Raw genomic sequence first — 13,040 nt, 5'->3', positions numbered from 1 at the left:
ATTAATTTGAATTATTAAAATTTTGTGATGTATTAAAAATGCCTTTACCTTATTTCAATTTCCACATATTATTACTTTGAGAGGAGGGGACAAGTATGGTAGAACAACAAAATAATAAAAATGAAGAGCTATTTAACGAGGAAGAATTACGTCAATATTTGCTTGATGAAAATATTGATGAATTCCGTGAAATCTTTTTAGAGCTTCATTCATATGATCAGGCCCAATTTTATGAGAAGGTAGGCCCTGATATACGAAAGACCATTTATCAATTCTTGTCTCCTCAAGAGATGGCGACAATATTTGAAACAATTGAATTAGAAGATGATGAATATGAGCAATTCTTAAAGGAAATGGATACAGCCTACGGGGCAGAAATGCTTTCTTACATGTATACCGATGATGCAGTAGACGTCTTGAACGAGCTAGATGATGAGCAACGAGAAAGTTATCTGGAAATGATGGATAGCGAAACAGCTGAAGAGATTAATGAGCTGCTGGCATATGCTGAGTATACTGCCGGGGCGATCATGACAACAGAGTACGTTTCAGTTTTCGAAAACTCAACAGTCCGTTCAGCGATGACCGTTCTTCGCAATGAGGCACCAAATGCCGAAACTATTTATTATGTATTCGTAGTAGATGATGACCATCGCTTAAGTGGTGTAATTTCTTTAAGAGATTTAATTATTTCAGAGGAGGACACGTTGATTCGTAATATTATGAATGAACGTGTAGTCTATGTTAAGGCTTCGGATGACCAAGAAGAAGTTGCACAAATCATGAAGGATTATAATTTTTTAGCGATTCCAGTAGTAAATGATAATCATGAAATGCTCGGTATCATTACAGTCGATGATATTATTGACGTTATCGATGAAGAGGCATCCGATGACTATTCAAAGCTTGCAGGTTTATCGGATGTCGATGATGTTGAGTCAAGTCCCTTTAAAGCTGCTAAAAAACGATTACCTTGGCTAATCATGCTTTTATTTTTAGGGATGATCACGGCAACGTTAATGGGGCAATTTGAGGCAACGTTAGATAAGGTTGCGTTACTTGCACTATTTATTCCTTTAATTTCAGGGACATCTGGTAATAGTGGAACACAAGCGCTTGCAGTAGCTGTTCGTGGTATTGCCACTGGGGAAATCGGCGGAAATAGCAAAATAAAAATGCTGCTTCGAGAAGTGCTTACAGGTTTAATAACGGGGATTGTTTGTGGACTTATTGTCGTGGGAATCATTTTCTTTTGGAAGCAATCGCTCATAATCGGCCTATTGGTTGGCGCTGCAATTAGTGTTTCCATTCTTGTAGCAACAATCGCAGGCTCCTTCATACCTTTACTTATTCATAAGCTTGGTGCTGACCCAGCAGTAGCTTCTGGTCCATTCATAACGACGTTGAATGACGTGACAAGTATTTTAATTTATTTAGGCTTAGCCTCAATGTTTTTAGGTCAGTTAATGTAAATTGGTTAGTTGATTGTCCTAGTTTTTAGGCTTTGTGACAGGATTCACGAAAAACTTCCTTTTGCATATCTATAAGTAAAAAAGGATGTGTAAAATGGAAGAGCCAATACTGTTTATTTCAAGCCCTCCAGTTTATTTTACTGAGATTGTGGAGGTTAAGGAGACTTTCTTAGAAGAAAGTACATCCGTTTTTGTGCCAAACCGATCGGATCGTATCGTTGATCAAGTAATTGCAAGACAGTTAAATTATTTCTCACAGCCTATTAACCAATTCAGAACATTAGTGTTTCATCTAGAGGATGGCGAAAGAATAGTTGGAAAAGTAGATGAAGTTATAGGTTCTGATGTGAAATTAAAATCCTTAAATGAAATTATTATGGTCAATGGTAACGAGATCAAAGCTATTACAATAGCTAACGGAATTTAAAGTGGGAAGAGTGATTCAACATAAAAGTTGGATTGCTCTTTTTTTATGGAAGGATTTCATCGAAGTGGCTAGATTAATGGGAAAAGTGGCTGAATTATTTCCGAAAGTCAATCGATTATTGAGAAAAGCCCTAGATTATCTTCATCAGACCTGGCTAGATAATACGAATCTCACTAAATAAGATAATAGACCCCAGCAGCCCTAAGATAACCGGCTGCTGGGGTCCTGCATAAGCTATATCTTAGTGATGGTGGATGTTTAGATCAACATCTGCAACACATTGAATAGCAGTGAAGTTGTTTAAGTCAACAGTTACACAAGTTTCTGTTTTCTTGAATTTAGCGATATCTTCGAATGCTTCTGGATCCATTACGTTTGGATCTTCGTCGAAGAAGTCTACAGCTTCCTCATCATCTACAGCAACAACAGCACGTAATGTAGCACAGCAATCACCGAATACATCTTCTACACGGAAGAATGGTGTGTAAGAGTAAGTGCAATCCTTACCTTTAGTCACCACTTTAAATGGTCTACCTAGCTCATCTAGTAGCATGAATACGCGAGTATCCGCGTGACCATGTTTAGTTAGTCCTCCGATTGGTTCAATAAAACAGCTACTACCACAAGTGTCATCATGTTTTACTGCTTGATTTTGTAGATTTAAAATCGTCTTAACAACATCACAAATACAACCTGATCCGCCCATCATATCTTCTCTCGATGAACTTTCAAATTTGTTTCTACCACAACCCATTTGTTTCACCCCTCTTAAGTTTAGTTCAATCTACAATATGTGATTTCGAAAATGAAAACCGGGCTTTTGTACTGAAGCATTAAAATTCCTTGAAAATTTATTGCATAAAATTACCGTTTTACCTATCTAAACGGATTGAATAGATTATTTTTTTAATGAGCATAATGAGAGAAAAAGGGGGTTGAAGCTTGAAAAAATTGGCAGCGATCGTTCTTATTCCACTTTTTTTGATTGGATGCTCTAGTGAACAAACCATTCAAGTAGCTGGAATAACAACAGATGAGGAGAAAAGAGCTGAAATAGAAAGCTTGATACGAGACAAGAAGGACGTTTATACGGGGACAGCTATTATGGCAGAGGATGAAGTGTTAATAGCCATACAAGTGAATCCTTGGGTTGGATTTAAAGAACAAAAGGTTGAGAAAGAATTACAAAAGGAAATAGAAGAAAAATATCCTGAACTGAATGTACTTGTGTCCTCTGATTTCAAAATGCACTGGGAAACACAAAAGCTATTAGAAGAAGAGGATGAAAAAAAGGTAACTGATGAAGTGAAGAAGCTAAAAGATTTAGCAAAGGAGGAGACTTAATTGGATCCGCAAGAATATCAACAGATTGAACAACAAAATACACCGCCTACCCCCTATCTGAAGAATTGTTTAAAAGCATTTTTAGTTGGCGGTATTATTTGTGCAATAGGACAAGCGATTACTTTTTTATATATGATCTTTTTTGACTTTACAGATAAAACAGCAGGAAATGCTACAGTTGCTACGATGGTATTTATAGCAATGATATTAACAGGCTTAGGTCTATATCGTAAGCTTGGTGCTTTTGCAGGAGCAGGTAGTGCAGTCCCGGTAACAGGCTTCGGAAATGCTGTGGTTTCGGCAGCAATAGAAGGAAAAACAGAAGGCTGGGTATTAGGTGTAGGAGGCAACATGTTCAAGCTGGCAGGCTCTGTTATTTTGTTTGGAGTTGGATCTGCCTTTTTCATAGCGCTTATTAAGCTAATCTTAGTATCAATGGGTGTGGTCGAATGGTGATATTATTTCCTTCAAAGCCATCCATCGTTGCTTGTAGTGCTGTAGCTGGTCCTGTCGAAAGTAAAAGTGTATTTTATTCTTATTTTGACTCTGTTTCAGAAGATGAGAGATGGGGACAAAAGACAAATGAACAGGGACATTCAAAAATGATTCAAGAAGCCTGTGACATTGTGATGAAGAAAGCTGATTTGAAAAATTTAGATGTTGATTTCTTTTTAAGTGGGGATCTTGTAAACCAGATGACTCCTACCAATTTTGCAGCAAGAGAGCTGGCTATTTCCTTTATAGGGCTATTTTCAGCCTGTGCGACTTCTGTTTCCTCAGTTATCATAGCAAGTCTTCTAACTGAAGTAGGTGCCTCTCGTTTTGCAATTGCCGGTGCTGCTAGTCAACATAATGCAATTGAACGACAATTCCGTTACCCATTAGACTATGGTGCGCAGAAGCCTGCAACTGCTCAGTGGACAGTAACTGCAGCAGGCTACGCTTTAATAGGAAAGCATGACCCGAAACTGCCTTCTGTAGTAGCTGCTACTGTTGGTAAGGTTGTAGATTATGGGGAAGTAAGTCCGTTTCATATGGGAGGAGCAATGGCTCCAGCAGCTTATGATACAATCACCTCCCATTTAAAGAAGCGTCATCAAAAAATAACAGATTATGATTTAATCATGACGGGCGACTTAGGGAAAATTGGTTTGAAAATTCTCAAGGCGATGTTTGCTCAAACAGATGCAACCCAAGAAGAATTAGAGGTTTTCCGAGATGCTGGTGCAGAATACTACGGAGAAGATGAGGCATTCCAATCAGGGGCTAGTGGTGCTGGCTGTTCAGCATCTGTTTATTTCAGTTATATTGAGCAGCAAATGAAAACAGGACGCTATAAAAGGGTTTTACTAGTTGCAACAGGTGCTCTACTCTCTCCAATGTCTTTCCAACAAGGCGAGACAATTCCTTGTACTGCACATGCAATCGAAATTACGATGGAGTGAGGCGAAGAGGATGATTGTTTTTTATAGTTTTTTATTTGCGTTTATCGTTGGAGGAATCATTTGTGTCATCGGACAATTACTTATGGATGTAGGGAAACTGACGCCGGGTCATACATTGGTTATATTAGTCGTCTCCGGAGCAATTTTAGATGGTCTTGGCTTATATGAACCGTTGATAGATTTCGCAGGAGCTGGAGCAACAGTGCCGATTACTTCCTTTGGTAATTCCTTGACACATGGTGCTTTAGCCGAGGCTGAGAAACATGGCTGGGTTGGTGTTTTAACTGGGATGTTTGAGGTAACAAGCTCTGGAATAAGCGCAGCAATTGTATTTGGATTCATAGCAGCCCTAATTTTTAAACCAAAAGGAAAAGCAAACTAGACAAATACCCCGACTTTCCTTTGTGTACTGACATAGTATACAAAGTGAAAGGAGGGGATTTTTAATGTGGAATAATAATTGCGGTTGCGGTCAGGTTAGCCCTGCCCATGATTTCTGTGGACCAACTCAAGTTATGCCTGCACAAGATTTCTGTGGGCCAACTCAAACAATGCCAGCGTTCGATATGTGTGCACCAACTTACACTATGCCTGCATATGATATGTGTGGAGGCGATGGAGGGTACAAAGGATCTTACTTTGTATTAATCGTTGTACTATTCATCTTATTAATCATTGTAGGAAAGTGCTATATGTAAGGAGGGGAGATAAATGCAAAACCCTTTTTTTAAACAGATAGAAAACAAAACAGGTGTAAGTATGGAGGAAATTTTTGCTCTTGCAAATGCAATTCAACATGCTGATTTTTCAAATGAAAAACAAGTTCGTAAAATTATAAAACGCGTTAGCAAGGTGGCTAACAAACCTGTAAGTAAAGAGCTAGAGGATCAAATCGTTAAATCGATTGTACAGGATGGAAAATCACTGGATCTAGGCAAAATTCAAAAAATGTTAGACTAACAGCACAAAAGCAGTCGATTTTAGCTTGCCGACTGCTTTTGTTAGCGGGTTTTGTTATATCCGCAAAAATTTATCAGCTCGGCCATTTTTGGCCGAGTTGTGTTTTTTATTTATCAAGTGATAGATGACTTGGGCTTGGATTGTTTAAATTACTTTTTCCATTGCACGGTGTGGAATTCCTGCATCAAGAAATTCGGGAGAGGTAACTGTATAATGAAGCTTTTCATAAAAAGGGATTGCGTAGCTCTGTGCATTAAGCTTCAGCTTTGTTACACCAAGCTGCTTAGCATACTTTTCAATCTCCTCCATAATCAGTAACCCGATTTTCTTGCCTCTATATTGTTCAAGAACACAAACACGTTCAACCTTGCCGATCGTTTCTTCTAATTTACGCAGTCTAGCTGCACCAATTGGATGATCTTGGTCTTTGACGATAAAATGGTATGAAGATGTATCATACTCATCTAGTTCAACATGCTCAGGGACACCTTGTTCCTCAACAAAGACATTTTTTCTAACAGAAAATGCGAAAGCAAGGTCCGTTTTGTTTTCCACAATGCTAAACTTAAACAATGGTTATTCAGCCCCAGTTAATCGGTAAGTATCGTAAGTAGTCCAAGAGCCATCTTCTAATTGATATACTAAATGAATTCGATCTATTACTTCCTGTTCATTAACGCCAATCATGCGCAATTGCCCATAAATATCGTCATGCTCAGTTTCTGTTAAATCCTGCGCAATTGTAATGTGTGGAATAAAGACATGCTTTGGTTTTCCGATATTCAATTGCTCCTGTAAATCTTGTCGTAGATTTTTTAGTTGATCAGTAGGTTCAACTTTAAAATAGATAACATTTGTTGTTGGAAAGAAGGAACTCACTTTAGACGCGTGAATATTTAAAGGTGCATGCTTTTCTGCGATTGAAGCAATCTTTTGAGAAATAGTACCAATCTCTGTTTCTTCTGCTTCAAATGCCTCTTTAAGAGTAAGATGCGGTGTGATTTTCGAATAATGTGAATCATAACGCTTGCGATACGTGTTCGCTAAATCCTGTAATCTTTTTGATGGAAATGCTACAATACCGTATTTCATCATTTAAGCCCCCTTAAAATTCATGATACTAACAATTATAACAGAATTTAAAAAAATTCGACATTTCCCTCATCAGGTACTTAACTGAAATTTTTGATTAAGGCTCTTTTTAAATCAGGCTTCCAATATTTCCAGGTGTGATTTCCATCGAATTCTTCATAGAATGTTGTATAACCCTTTGATTTAAGTAAGGTGTGCAATTGTCTATTCGGTGTTAAAAAGTCTTTTATCTGTTTGTCTGTCGTTACAACCTTATCTTCACCTGTTCCGATTACATGATAGATTGAAACCGTATTCATATTATTCGATTTTTCTACAATTTTTAATACATGCTCGTCAACATAAGGGGATTGCAAGATGGCTTTGCTAAAAATAGCAGGATATTTTAAAGTGGCAATTAGTGAAACTGTAGCTGCCATTGAATCTCCGATGACACCTCTCGTTGACCCTAGCTGATAAGTTGAATATTCCTCGTCTAAATAAGGAACTAGCTCATGAGCGAGAAAACGTAAATAAGCATCATGTAATTCGCCTGTAGGTATATATTTTCTTCTGCGATCTCCTACACTCTTATAAGGAATTCCAACAATAATAATATTTTCAATTTCGTACTCATCCAGCAGCTGATCGGCTAATCGACTGATACCACCTAATTGAAAATAGTCCTTACCGTCAGAAGCGATTAAAATGTGATATTTATTTAGAGGAGTATAATTTGCAGGTACGTAGATTAATAATTCCTGTTCTTCGTTTAATGCAGTACTAAAAAATGATATTTCTTTAATGGTTCCATGTTCCACGAGGTATTCCTCCTTTTAAATCCAATGTACCGAAATTGTATCATAAGCATAATGCAACGTGTACTATGTAGTATGGTAAGGCGTGAAAACAAGCAGTAATTGCTACATACAATAAATGAAATGGGGCTTGTTAATATGCAGGAAAAAAAGAAGCGTGTTCCATCTGAAGCTGTTGCACAAGCAACAAAAGAGGCTTTAAAGCGGCGAGGAGTAAAAGTTCAAGATATCGCTGAAATTGTCTATCAAATGCAATTACCCTATAATGATGGTCTATTAATAGAGCATTGTATTGAGTCGGTTGAACGCGTATTGCACAAAAGGGAAGTTCAACATTCGGTACTTGTGGGGATTGAACTAGACGAATTAGCAGAAAAGAAAATGTTATCCGAGCCCCTTCAATCGATTGTTGAGTCAGATGAAGGCTTATTTGGTGTTGATGAAACCCTTGCTTTAGGAGCGGTTATGACCTATGGAAGCATTGCTTTAACTACCTTTGGCTATTTAGATAAAGATAAAGTAGGTATTATAAAAAAGCTGGATACTAAAAATAACTGTGTTCATACTTTTTTAGATGATTTAGTTGCCAGTATTGCAGCAAGTGCAGCCTCCCGAATTGCCCATCGTATGCGTGATTTAGAAGAGGACGGTGAAACATTTGCTGATGCACGGGCATTAGTTCTGGAATCATCATCAAATTCAAATTCGGATATCTAGCTGTATTGTTTTAATGTACAATAATAATGTAGCTAGAAAATTATTTGTTAAGAGAGGCAAAAGCAATGACACCAAAAGATATTAAAACATTAATAACTAGCGGCACTATCATTTTAGCGGTCGTATTATATTTATTATTCAGATAGAAAATGTATTTTATGTAGTAGAAAGGAATTACAATGCTAAAAAGGGTTTTTCCAATCATTTTATTATTAATATTAGGAGCATGCAGCCTCGAAAAAGCCGAGAGTAATCCAAACCATGACATTTCTTCCTTTGAGGAATTTCCGCTTGTGAATGTTATCGACGGGGATACCATCAAAATCAAATATCATGGGGCTGATGAATCTGTACGTTTCTTACTGGTAGATACACCTGAAACGAATCATCCAACTCATGGAGAACAACCCTTTGGTCAGGAAGCAAAAGCCTTCACGAATGAGCTGCTAGCAGGACATGAAACAGTTTATCTGGAATTTGATGTTTCCTATCGGGATAAGTACAATCGTCTCTTGGCCTATGTTTACACAGCTGATGGGAAGAATGTACAGGAGGAATTGTTGCAGAATGGTCTTGCTCGGGTTGCTTATATCTATGAGCCCAATACAAAGCATGTTGACTGGTTTGATACTATTCAAACAGCTGCACACAAAAAGGCAGTTGGGATATGGTCAGTGGAAAATTATGCAAGGGGAGATGGATTTCATCCTGAAGCAGTGGAGCAGAGCTCAAATGCGAATGCTTCAAATGATTGCCTCATAAAAGGGAATATCGGTTCAAATAAAATTTACCATACACCAGATTCGCCTGGCTATGAACAAACAAAGGCAGAAGTAATGTTTTGTACAGAAAAAGAGGCTGTGGAAGCGGGATTTCGCCCACCGAAGCAGTAGCATCCATATATTAAAAAATCAGCTCACTTTATTTAGAGAGCTGATTTTTTATTGTCATTCTCCTTCATTCTCTCTAGGCAATTCATTGTCGATATACACATCGATTATCGATTCAATACTATTGGCAAAGGAAATCACACTAGGGTAGAGTCGATTGCGAAAATAAATAGACCCTTTTCTTTTTAAGAAAAGGGTCCCAGACTGTAGACAAACTCGAAAATTCGAGTTTGCCTACAGTCTTTTTTCTTTTAAAATAAAAGTAATAGTTTTTGAAATAGAGTTAGTTGATTTCCGTTTCGACGGACGCTTTCCGCGGGCGTGGCCCAATCCTCCTCGTCGCTTTGCTCCTGCGGGGTATCGGTCTTCACGCTTTTCCCGCAGGAGTCGCCGTCTACACTACAATCAACTACTTTCTAATTAAGTGCCTGAGGTGAATGGATATGATGTCGAAAAATCAAATAAATGAACGTGATCAAATTGAGATGATTACAATTGAGCAACTTGTACCACAGAATCATCTTGTCAGAAAGCTGGAGTCAGCCATTGATTTTTCTTTTATCTATCCACTAGTAGAACCACTGTATTCTACAATAGGTCGGCCTAGTGTGGATCCAGTTGTATTAATTAAAATGACATTTATTCAATATGTATTTGGAATTCGTTCCATGCGTCAAACAATAAGAGAAATTGAAACGAATATGGCCTATCGCTGGTTTTTAGGGTTTGGATTTCATTCAGAAGTACCTCACTTTTCTACCTTCGGTAAAAATTACGAACGTCGTTTCCAAGACACTGATATTTTTGAACAGATTTTCTATCGAATTCTTAAAGAAATTGCAGATAAAGGATTACTAAGTGCTGACCATGTTTTCATTGATTCAACTCATGTTAAAGCGAGTGCGAATAAACGTAAATTCGAAAAGAAGATAGTCCGTAAAGAGACTCGGGCATATGAAGCTAAACTTCAAGAAGAATTGAATCAAGATCGTATTGATCACGGGAAGAAGCCATTTCCACCTGATAAATTTGAAAAAGAAGAAACGAAGGAAATTAAGGAAAGTACGACAGATCCTGAAAGTGGATACTATGTAAAAGATGAAAGAACGAAACAGTTTGCTTATTCATTCCATGCGGCAGCGGATCGGTATGGATTTATACTTGGATCGATTGTGACACCTGGGAATGTTCATGATAGTCATATGCTTCAGCCACTTGTTGAGAAGGTTATGGAAAAAGTGAAGAAGCCACTTGCTGTTGCTGCCGATGCTGCTTATAAAACACCTGCAATTACTAAATTCTTATTTGAACAAGATATTCAACCAGCACTTCCTTATACACGACCAAAAACGAAGGACGGATTTTTACGAAAACATGAGTATGTTTATGATGAGTACTATGATTGCTACCTTTGTCCGGAAGGGCAAATCCTAAAATACTCGACAACGACTAAAGAGGGGAAACGTCAATATAAATCGAACCCTACTCAATGTGCAACCTGTCCTTTGCTTTCTCAATGTACAAACAGTAGAGACCACCGAAAAATCATTGAGCGTCATATTTGGGCACATCATGTAGAGGAAGCAGATCATCTTCGTCATCAAAACGAGATCAAACAAATATATGCGAGACGTAAAGAAACGATTGAACGTGTTTTTGCGGATGCAAAGGAAAAGCATGGTATGCGATGGACAACCCTACGTGGGATTAAAAAATTGTCCATGCAGGCGATGCTTACTTTTGCTGCCATGAATTTAAAGAAGCTTGCCAATTGGACTTGGCAAGCTTCAGAAATGGTCTAAATTAGAATACTCGTAGAGTACTTTTCCTTAAAATAAGGCTGTAAAATACTCAAAAAACTTTCAAAAATACAAAAGGCCTTCAGAATGAGACCATTCTGAAGGCCTTTTGTCGACAATCTGAGACCCTTTTCTTTATATGAAAAGGGTCCATTACTTATATTTGAATCTTAAATTTTCCTTCATTACAAATACTACTCAAGATGATTAGTAATCAATTTGCTGTTGATCAAAAACACTTTGTGGCAATTCTTCTTCATCCTCTTTTAAGAATAAAAAAGATTCGTCCTTTAACTGATGTAATCTTTCTTCATTCAATCCTACAGACAAAGGTCCTGAAAAAATTTTCTCCCACCAAGTATCAGTCGAAATCATATAAAATTGCCCCCTTTTAGTTTGTCTCTTTCCTTCTAAATACCATTTATAAATTTAAATTAAACATTAAAGAAGGAATTAGACGATAAATTGTAGTAAATTGTACATAGTTATTATGAACAGATTAATTTTAATTATGTATTAAGGGGTAGGGATGTAGATGACAAGATTTTCAGCAGAAGACGTAGAATTCATGATAGAGGAGCAAAAAAAATTTTTTTTAACAGGACATACAAGGAATATAGAATTTCGTAAAAAACAATTATTAAAGCTAAAAGATAAAATCAAGCACTATGAAAAAGATATTTTGAAGGCGTTAAATTTAGATTTAGGCAAAAGTGAATTTGAAGCTTACTCAAATGAAGTAGGGATTGTTCTGGATAGCATTAGCTATTTCGTGAAAAATATCGATGAATGGGCAAAGCCTGTACATGTTAAGACACCTATCCATTTTCAGCCTGCAAAAAGCTTTATTGTCAGAGAGCCTTATGGTGTTGTCCTGATTATTGGTCCATTTAATTATCCATTCCAGCTTGTAATGGAGCCGCTAATTGGTGCCATTATTGGTGGGAATACAGCAGTAGTTAAGCCTTCTGAAACAACTCCTCATACGACAGAAATTATAAAAAAGATTCTTGAGGAAACCTTTGATCCATCATATATAAGAGTAGTTGAGGGAGAAAAAGAAGAGGTCACTCATTTAATTCATGCTTCATTTGATTATATTTTCTTCACAGGTAGTGTGGCAGTTGGAAAGGTTGTTATGCGTGCTGCAGCTGAAAGGTTAACGCCTATTACCTTGGAGCTTGGTGGAAAAAGTCCAGCGATTGTAGATCAAACTGCTAATCTTGAGGTAGCAGCAAAACGAATCCTGTGGGGGAAATTTAATAATACTGGTCAAACCTGTGTAGCTCCCGATTACTTATTTGTACATTCGTCCGTTTATGAGAAGTTCATAAAAGAATTGAAAAAAACGATCAAGCAATTTTATGGAGAAGATGCGCAGGAAAGCGGTGACTACGGACGGATTGTGAACAGCCGTCAATTTACTCGACTGCAAAAGTTACTTGAAGCTGAAAAAGAAAATATTACACTCGGTGGAAGCCTAGATGAAGAAAACCTTTATATTGAACCAACTATTTTAGAAAATATCAATTGGTCCAGTCCAATTATGGAGGATGAGATTTTTGGTCCAATCCTACCAATCATGAAATATGACAATTTAAAATATACATTACATCAAATTCAAAAGCTGCCTAAACCATTGGCTGCTTATTTCTTCTCGGAGCATGAAAAAGCAATTGAAATCTTCCTAGAGGAATTACCCTTTGGAGGTGGCTGTATCAATGATACCGTTACACATGTAGGGAACCCATATCTGCCATTTGGCGGCGTAGGACCATCTGGAGTCAATGCGTATCATGGTAAAGCAAGCTTTGAGAACTTTACACATCCAAAATCCATCATGAAGCGATCCTCAAAAATGGCGAATAATTTATTGTTCCCACCCTACAAGCAAAAACTAAAGCTTGTGAAAACGATATTAAAATAAATCCTTTCCTCAAAAACACGGATTTTCGCTACTTTTGGCGAAAATCGTGTTTTTCTAAAAATCGACCTATCTTCCTTATTATTGAAATGCATTAGAAGTGGTATAATATTGTATACAAATGTTATCGGATAGTGAATTATTAGCTTTTATAACGGATAAAAAGTAAAAAT

Annotated in this window: 17 protein-coding genes; 12 read left to right on the top strand and 5 right to left on the bottom strand. The window is 37.3% G+C overall.

Features of this window, described 5'->3' with window-relative positions; all coding sequences use genetic code 11:
- Nucleotides 1-95 precede the first annotated feature (95 nt).
- Nucleotides 96-1,472, top strand: coding sequence for a magnesium transporter (mgtE, locus tag BJ095_RS08990; RefSeq protein ID WP_107935000.1), 1,377 nt, complete (start codon nucleotides 96-98; stop codon nucleotides 1,470-1,472).
- A 94-nt stretch (nucleotides 1,473-1,566) separates the two neighbouring features.
- On the top strand, nucleotides 1,567-1,899 hold the full coding sequence (locus BJ095_RS08985; protein ID WP_107934999.1) for a 4-diphosphocytidyl-2C-methyl-D-erythritol kinase: 333 nt from the start codon (nucleotides 1,567-1,569) through the stop codon (nucleotides 1,897-1,899).
- Nucleotides 1,900-2,140: 241 nt separating this feature from the next.
- Here BJ095_RS08985 and BJ095_RS08980 read toward each other — a convergent pair whose 3' ends face one another.
- The gene (locus BJ095_RS08980) at nucleotides 2,141-2,653 is read right to left on the bottom strand and encodes a CotY/CotZ family spore coat protein (protein WP_107934998.1); all 513 of its coding nucleotides are present in this window, start codon (nucleotides 2,651-2,653) and stop codon (nucleotides 2,141-2,143) included.
- Nucleotides 2,654-2,841: 188 nt separating this feature from the next.
- Here BJ095_RS08980 and BJ095_RS08975 point away from each other — a divergent pair, with 188 nt between their 5' ends.
- From BJ095_RS08975 to BJ095_RS08950, 6 genes are all read left to right on the top strand, one after another.
- A complete protein-coding gene (locus BJ095_RS08975) occupies nucleotides 2,842-3,243 on the top strand; it encodes a hypothetical protein (RefSeq protein ID WP_107934997.1) in 402 nt (133 codons plus the stop codon).
- Nucleotides 3,244-3,699 carry a stage V sporulation protein AC gene (gene spoVAC, locus BJ095_RS08970; RefSeq protein ID WP_107934996.1) on the top strand — a complete coding sequence of 152 codons (456 nt, stop codon included), beginning with the start codon at nucleotides 3,244-3,246 and terminating at the stop codon, nucleotides 3,697-3,699.
- On the top strand, nucleotides 3,693-4,688 hold the full coding sequence (locus BJ095_RS08965; RefSeq protein WP_107934995.1) for a stage V sporulation protein AD: 996 nt from the start codon (nucleotides 3,693-3,695) through the stop codon (nucleotides 4,686-4,688). The genes spoVAC and BJ095_RS08965 overlap by 7 nt, the downstream gene beginning before the upstream one ends.
- Nucleotides 4,689-4,698: 10 nt before the next feature.
- Nucleotides 4,699-5,070, top strand: coding sequence for a stage V sporulation protein AE (gene spoVAE, locus BJ095_RS08960; protein WP_107934994.1), 372 nt, complete (start codon nucleotides 4,699-4,701; stop codon nucleotides 5,068-5,070).
- A gap of 169 nt (nucleotides 5,071-5,239) precedes the next feature.
- A complete protein-coding gene (locus BJ095_RS08955) occupies nucleotides 5,240-5,386 on the top strand; it encodes a YjcZ family sporulation protein (RefSeq protein WP_146223205.1) in 147 nt (48 codons plus the stop codon).
- Between the two features lie 13 nt (nucleotides 5,387-5,399).
- On the top strand, nucleotides 5,400-5,648 hold the full coding sequence (locus BJ095_RS08950; protein ID WP_107934993.1) for a stage VI sporulation protein F: 249 nt from the start codon (nucleotides 5,400-5,402) through the stop codon (nucleotides 5,646-5,648).
- Nucleotides 5,649-5,792: 144 nt separating this feature from the next.
- Here the strand turns inward: BJ095_RS08950 and BJ095_RS08945 are convergent, their stop codons facing one another.
- From BJ095_RS08945 to BJ095_RS08935, 3 genes are all read right to left on the bottom strand, one after another.
- A complete protein-coding gene (locus BJ095_RS08945) occupies nucleotides 5,793-6,221 on the bottom strand; it encodes a GNAT family N-acetyltransferase (RefSeq protein ID WP_107934992.1) in 429 nt (142 codons plus the stop codon).
- A 3-nt stretch (nucleotides 6,222-6,224) separates the two neighbouring features.
- Nucleotides 6,225-6,740: a YjcG family protein gene (locus tag BJ095_RS08940; RefSeq protein ID WP_107934991.1), complete on the bottom strand. Its 516-nt coding sequence runs from the start codon at nucleotides 6,738-6,740 to the stop codon at nucleotides 6,225-6,227.
- An 80-nt stretch (nucleotides 6,741-6,820) separates the two neighbouring features.
- Nucleotides 6,821-7,540: an alpha/beta hydrolase gene (locus BJ095_RS08935; RefSeq protein WP_107934990.1), complete on the bottom strand. Its 720-nt coding sequence runs from the start codon at nucleotides 7,538-7,540 to the stop codon at nucleotides 6,821-6,823.
- Between the two features lie 135 nt (nucleotides 7,541-7,675).
- On the opposite strand from BJ095_RS08935, the gene BJ095_RS08930 reads away from it, so the two are divergent.
- The 3 genes from BJ095_RS08930 (at nucleotide 7,676) to BJ095_RS08920 (ending at nucleotide 10,946) form a co-directional block, all read left to right on the top strand.
- Entirely contained in the window at nucleotides 7,676-8,254 is a 579-nt protein-coding gene (locus BJ095_RS08930; RefSeq protein ID WP_107934989.1) for a phosphatidylglycerophosphatase A family protein, read from the top strand.
- 179 nt (nucleotides 8,255-8,433) lie between these two features.
- Nucleotides 8,434-9,147, top strand: a complete 714-nt coding sequence (locus BJ095_RS08925) for a thermonuclease family protein (RefSeq protein ID WP_107934988.1) — start codon at nucleotides 8,434-8,436, stop codon at nucleotides 9,145-9,147.
- Between the two features lie 440 nt (nucleotides 9,148-9,587).
- A complete protein-coding gene (locus BJ095_RS08920) occupies nucleotides 9,588-10,946 on the top strand; it encodes an IS1182 family transposase (protein WP_107934987.1) in 1,359 nt (452 codons plus the stop codon).
- 204 nt (nucleotides 10,947-11,150) lie between these two features.
- Here BJ095_RS08920 and BJ095_RS19015 read toward each other — a convergent pair whose 3' ends face one another.
- Nucleotides 11,151-11,318, bottom strand: coding sequence for a hypothetical protein (locus tag BJ095_RS19015; protein WP_181418010.1), 168 nt, complete (start codon nucleotides 11,316-11,318; stop codon nucleotides 11,151-11,153).
- 160 nt (nucleotides 11,319-11,478) lie between these two features.
- On the opposite strand from BJ095_RS19015, the gene BJ095_RS08915 reads away from it, so the two are divergent.
- A complete protein-coding gene (locus BJ095_RS08915) occupies nucleotides 11,479-12,870 on the top strand; it encodes an aldehyde dehydrogenase (protein WP_107934986.1) in 1,392 nt (463 codons plus the stop codon).
- Nucleotides 12,871-13,040: the final 170 nt, after the last annotated feature.

It is taken from the genome of Ureibacillus chungkukjangi, from assembly GCF_003217295.1.
Lineage (GTDB): Bacteria > Bacillota > Bacilli > Bacillales_A > Planococcaceae > Ureibacillus > Ureibacillus chungkukjangi.
This window is presented reverse-complemented; position numbering and strand designations above follow the sequence as displayed.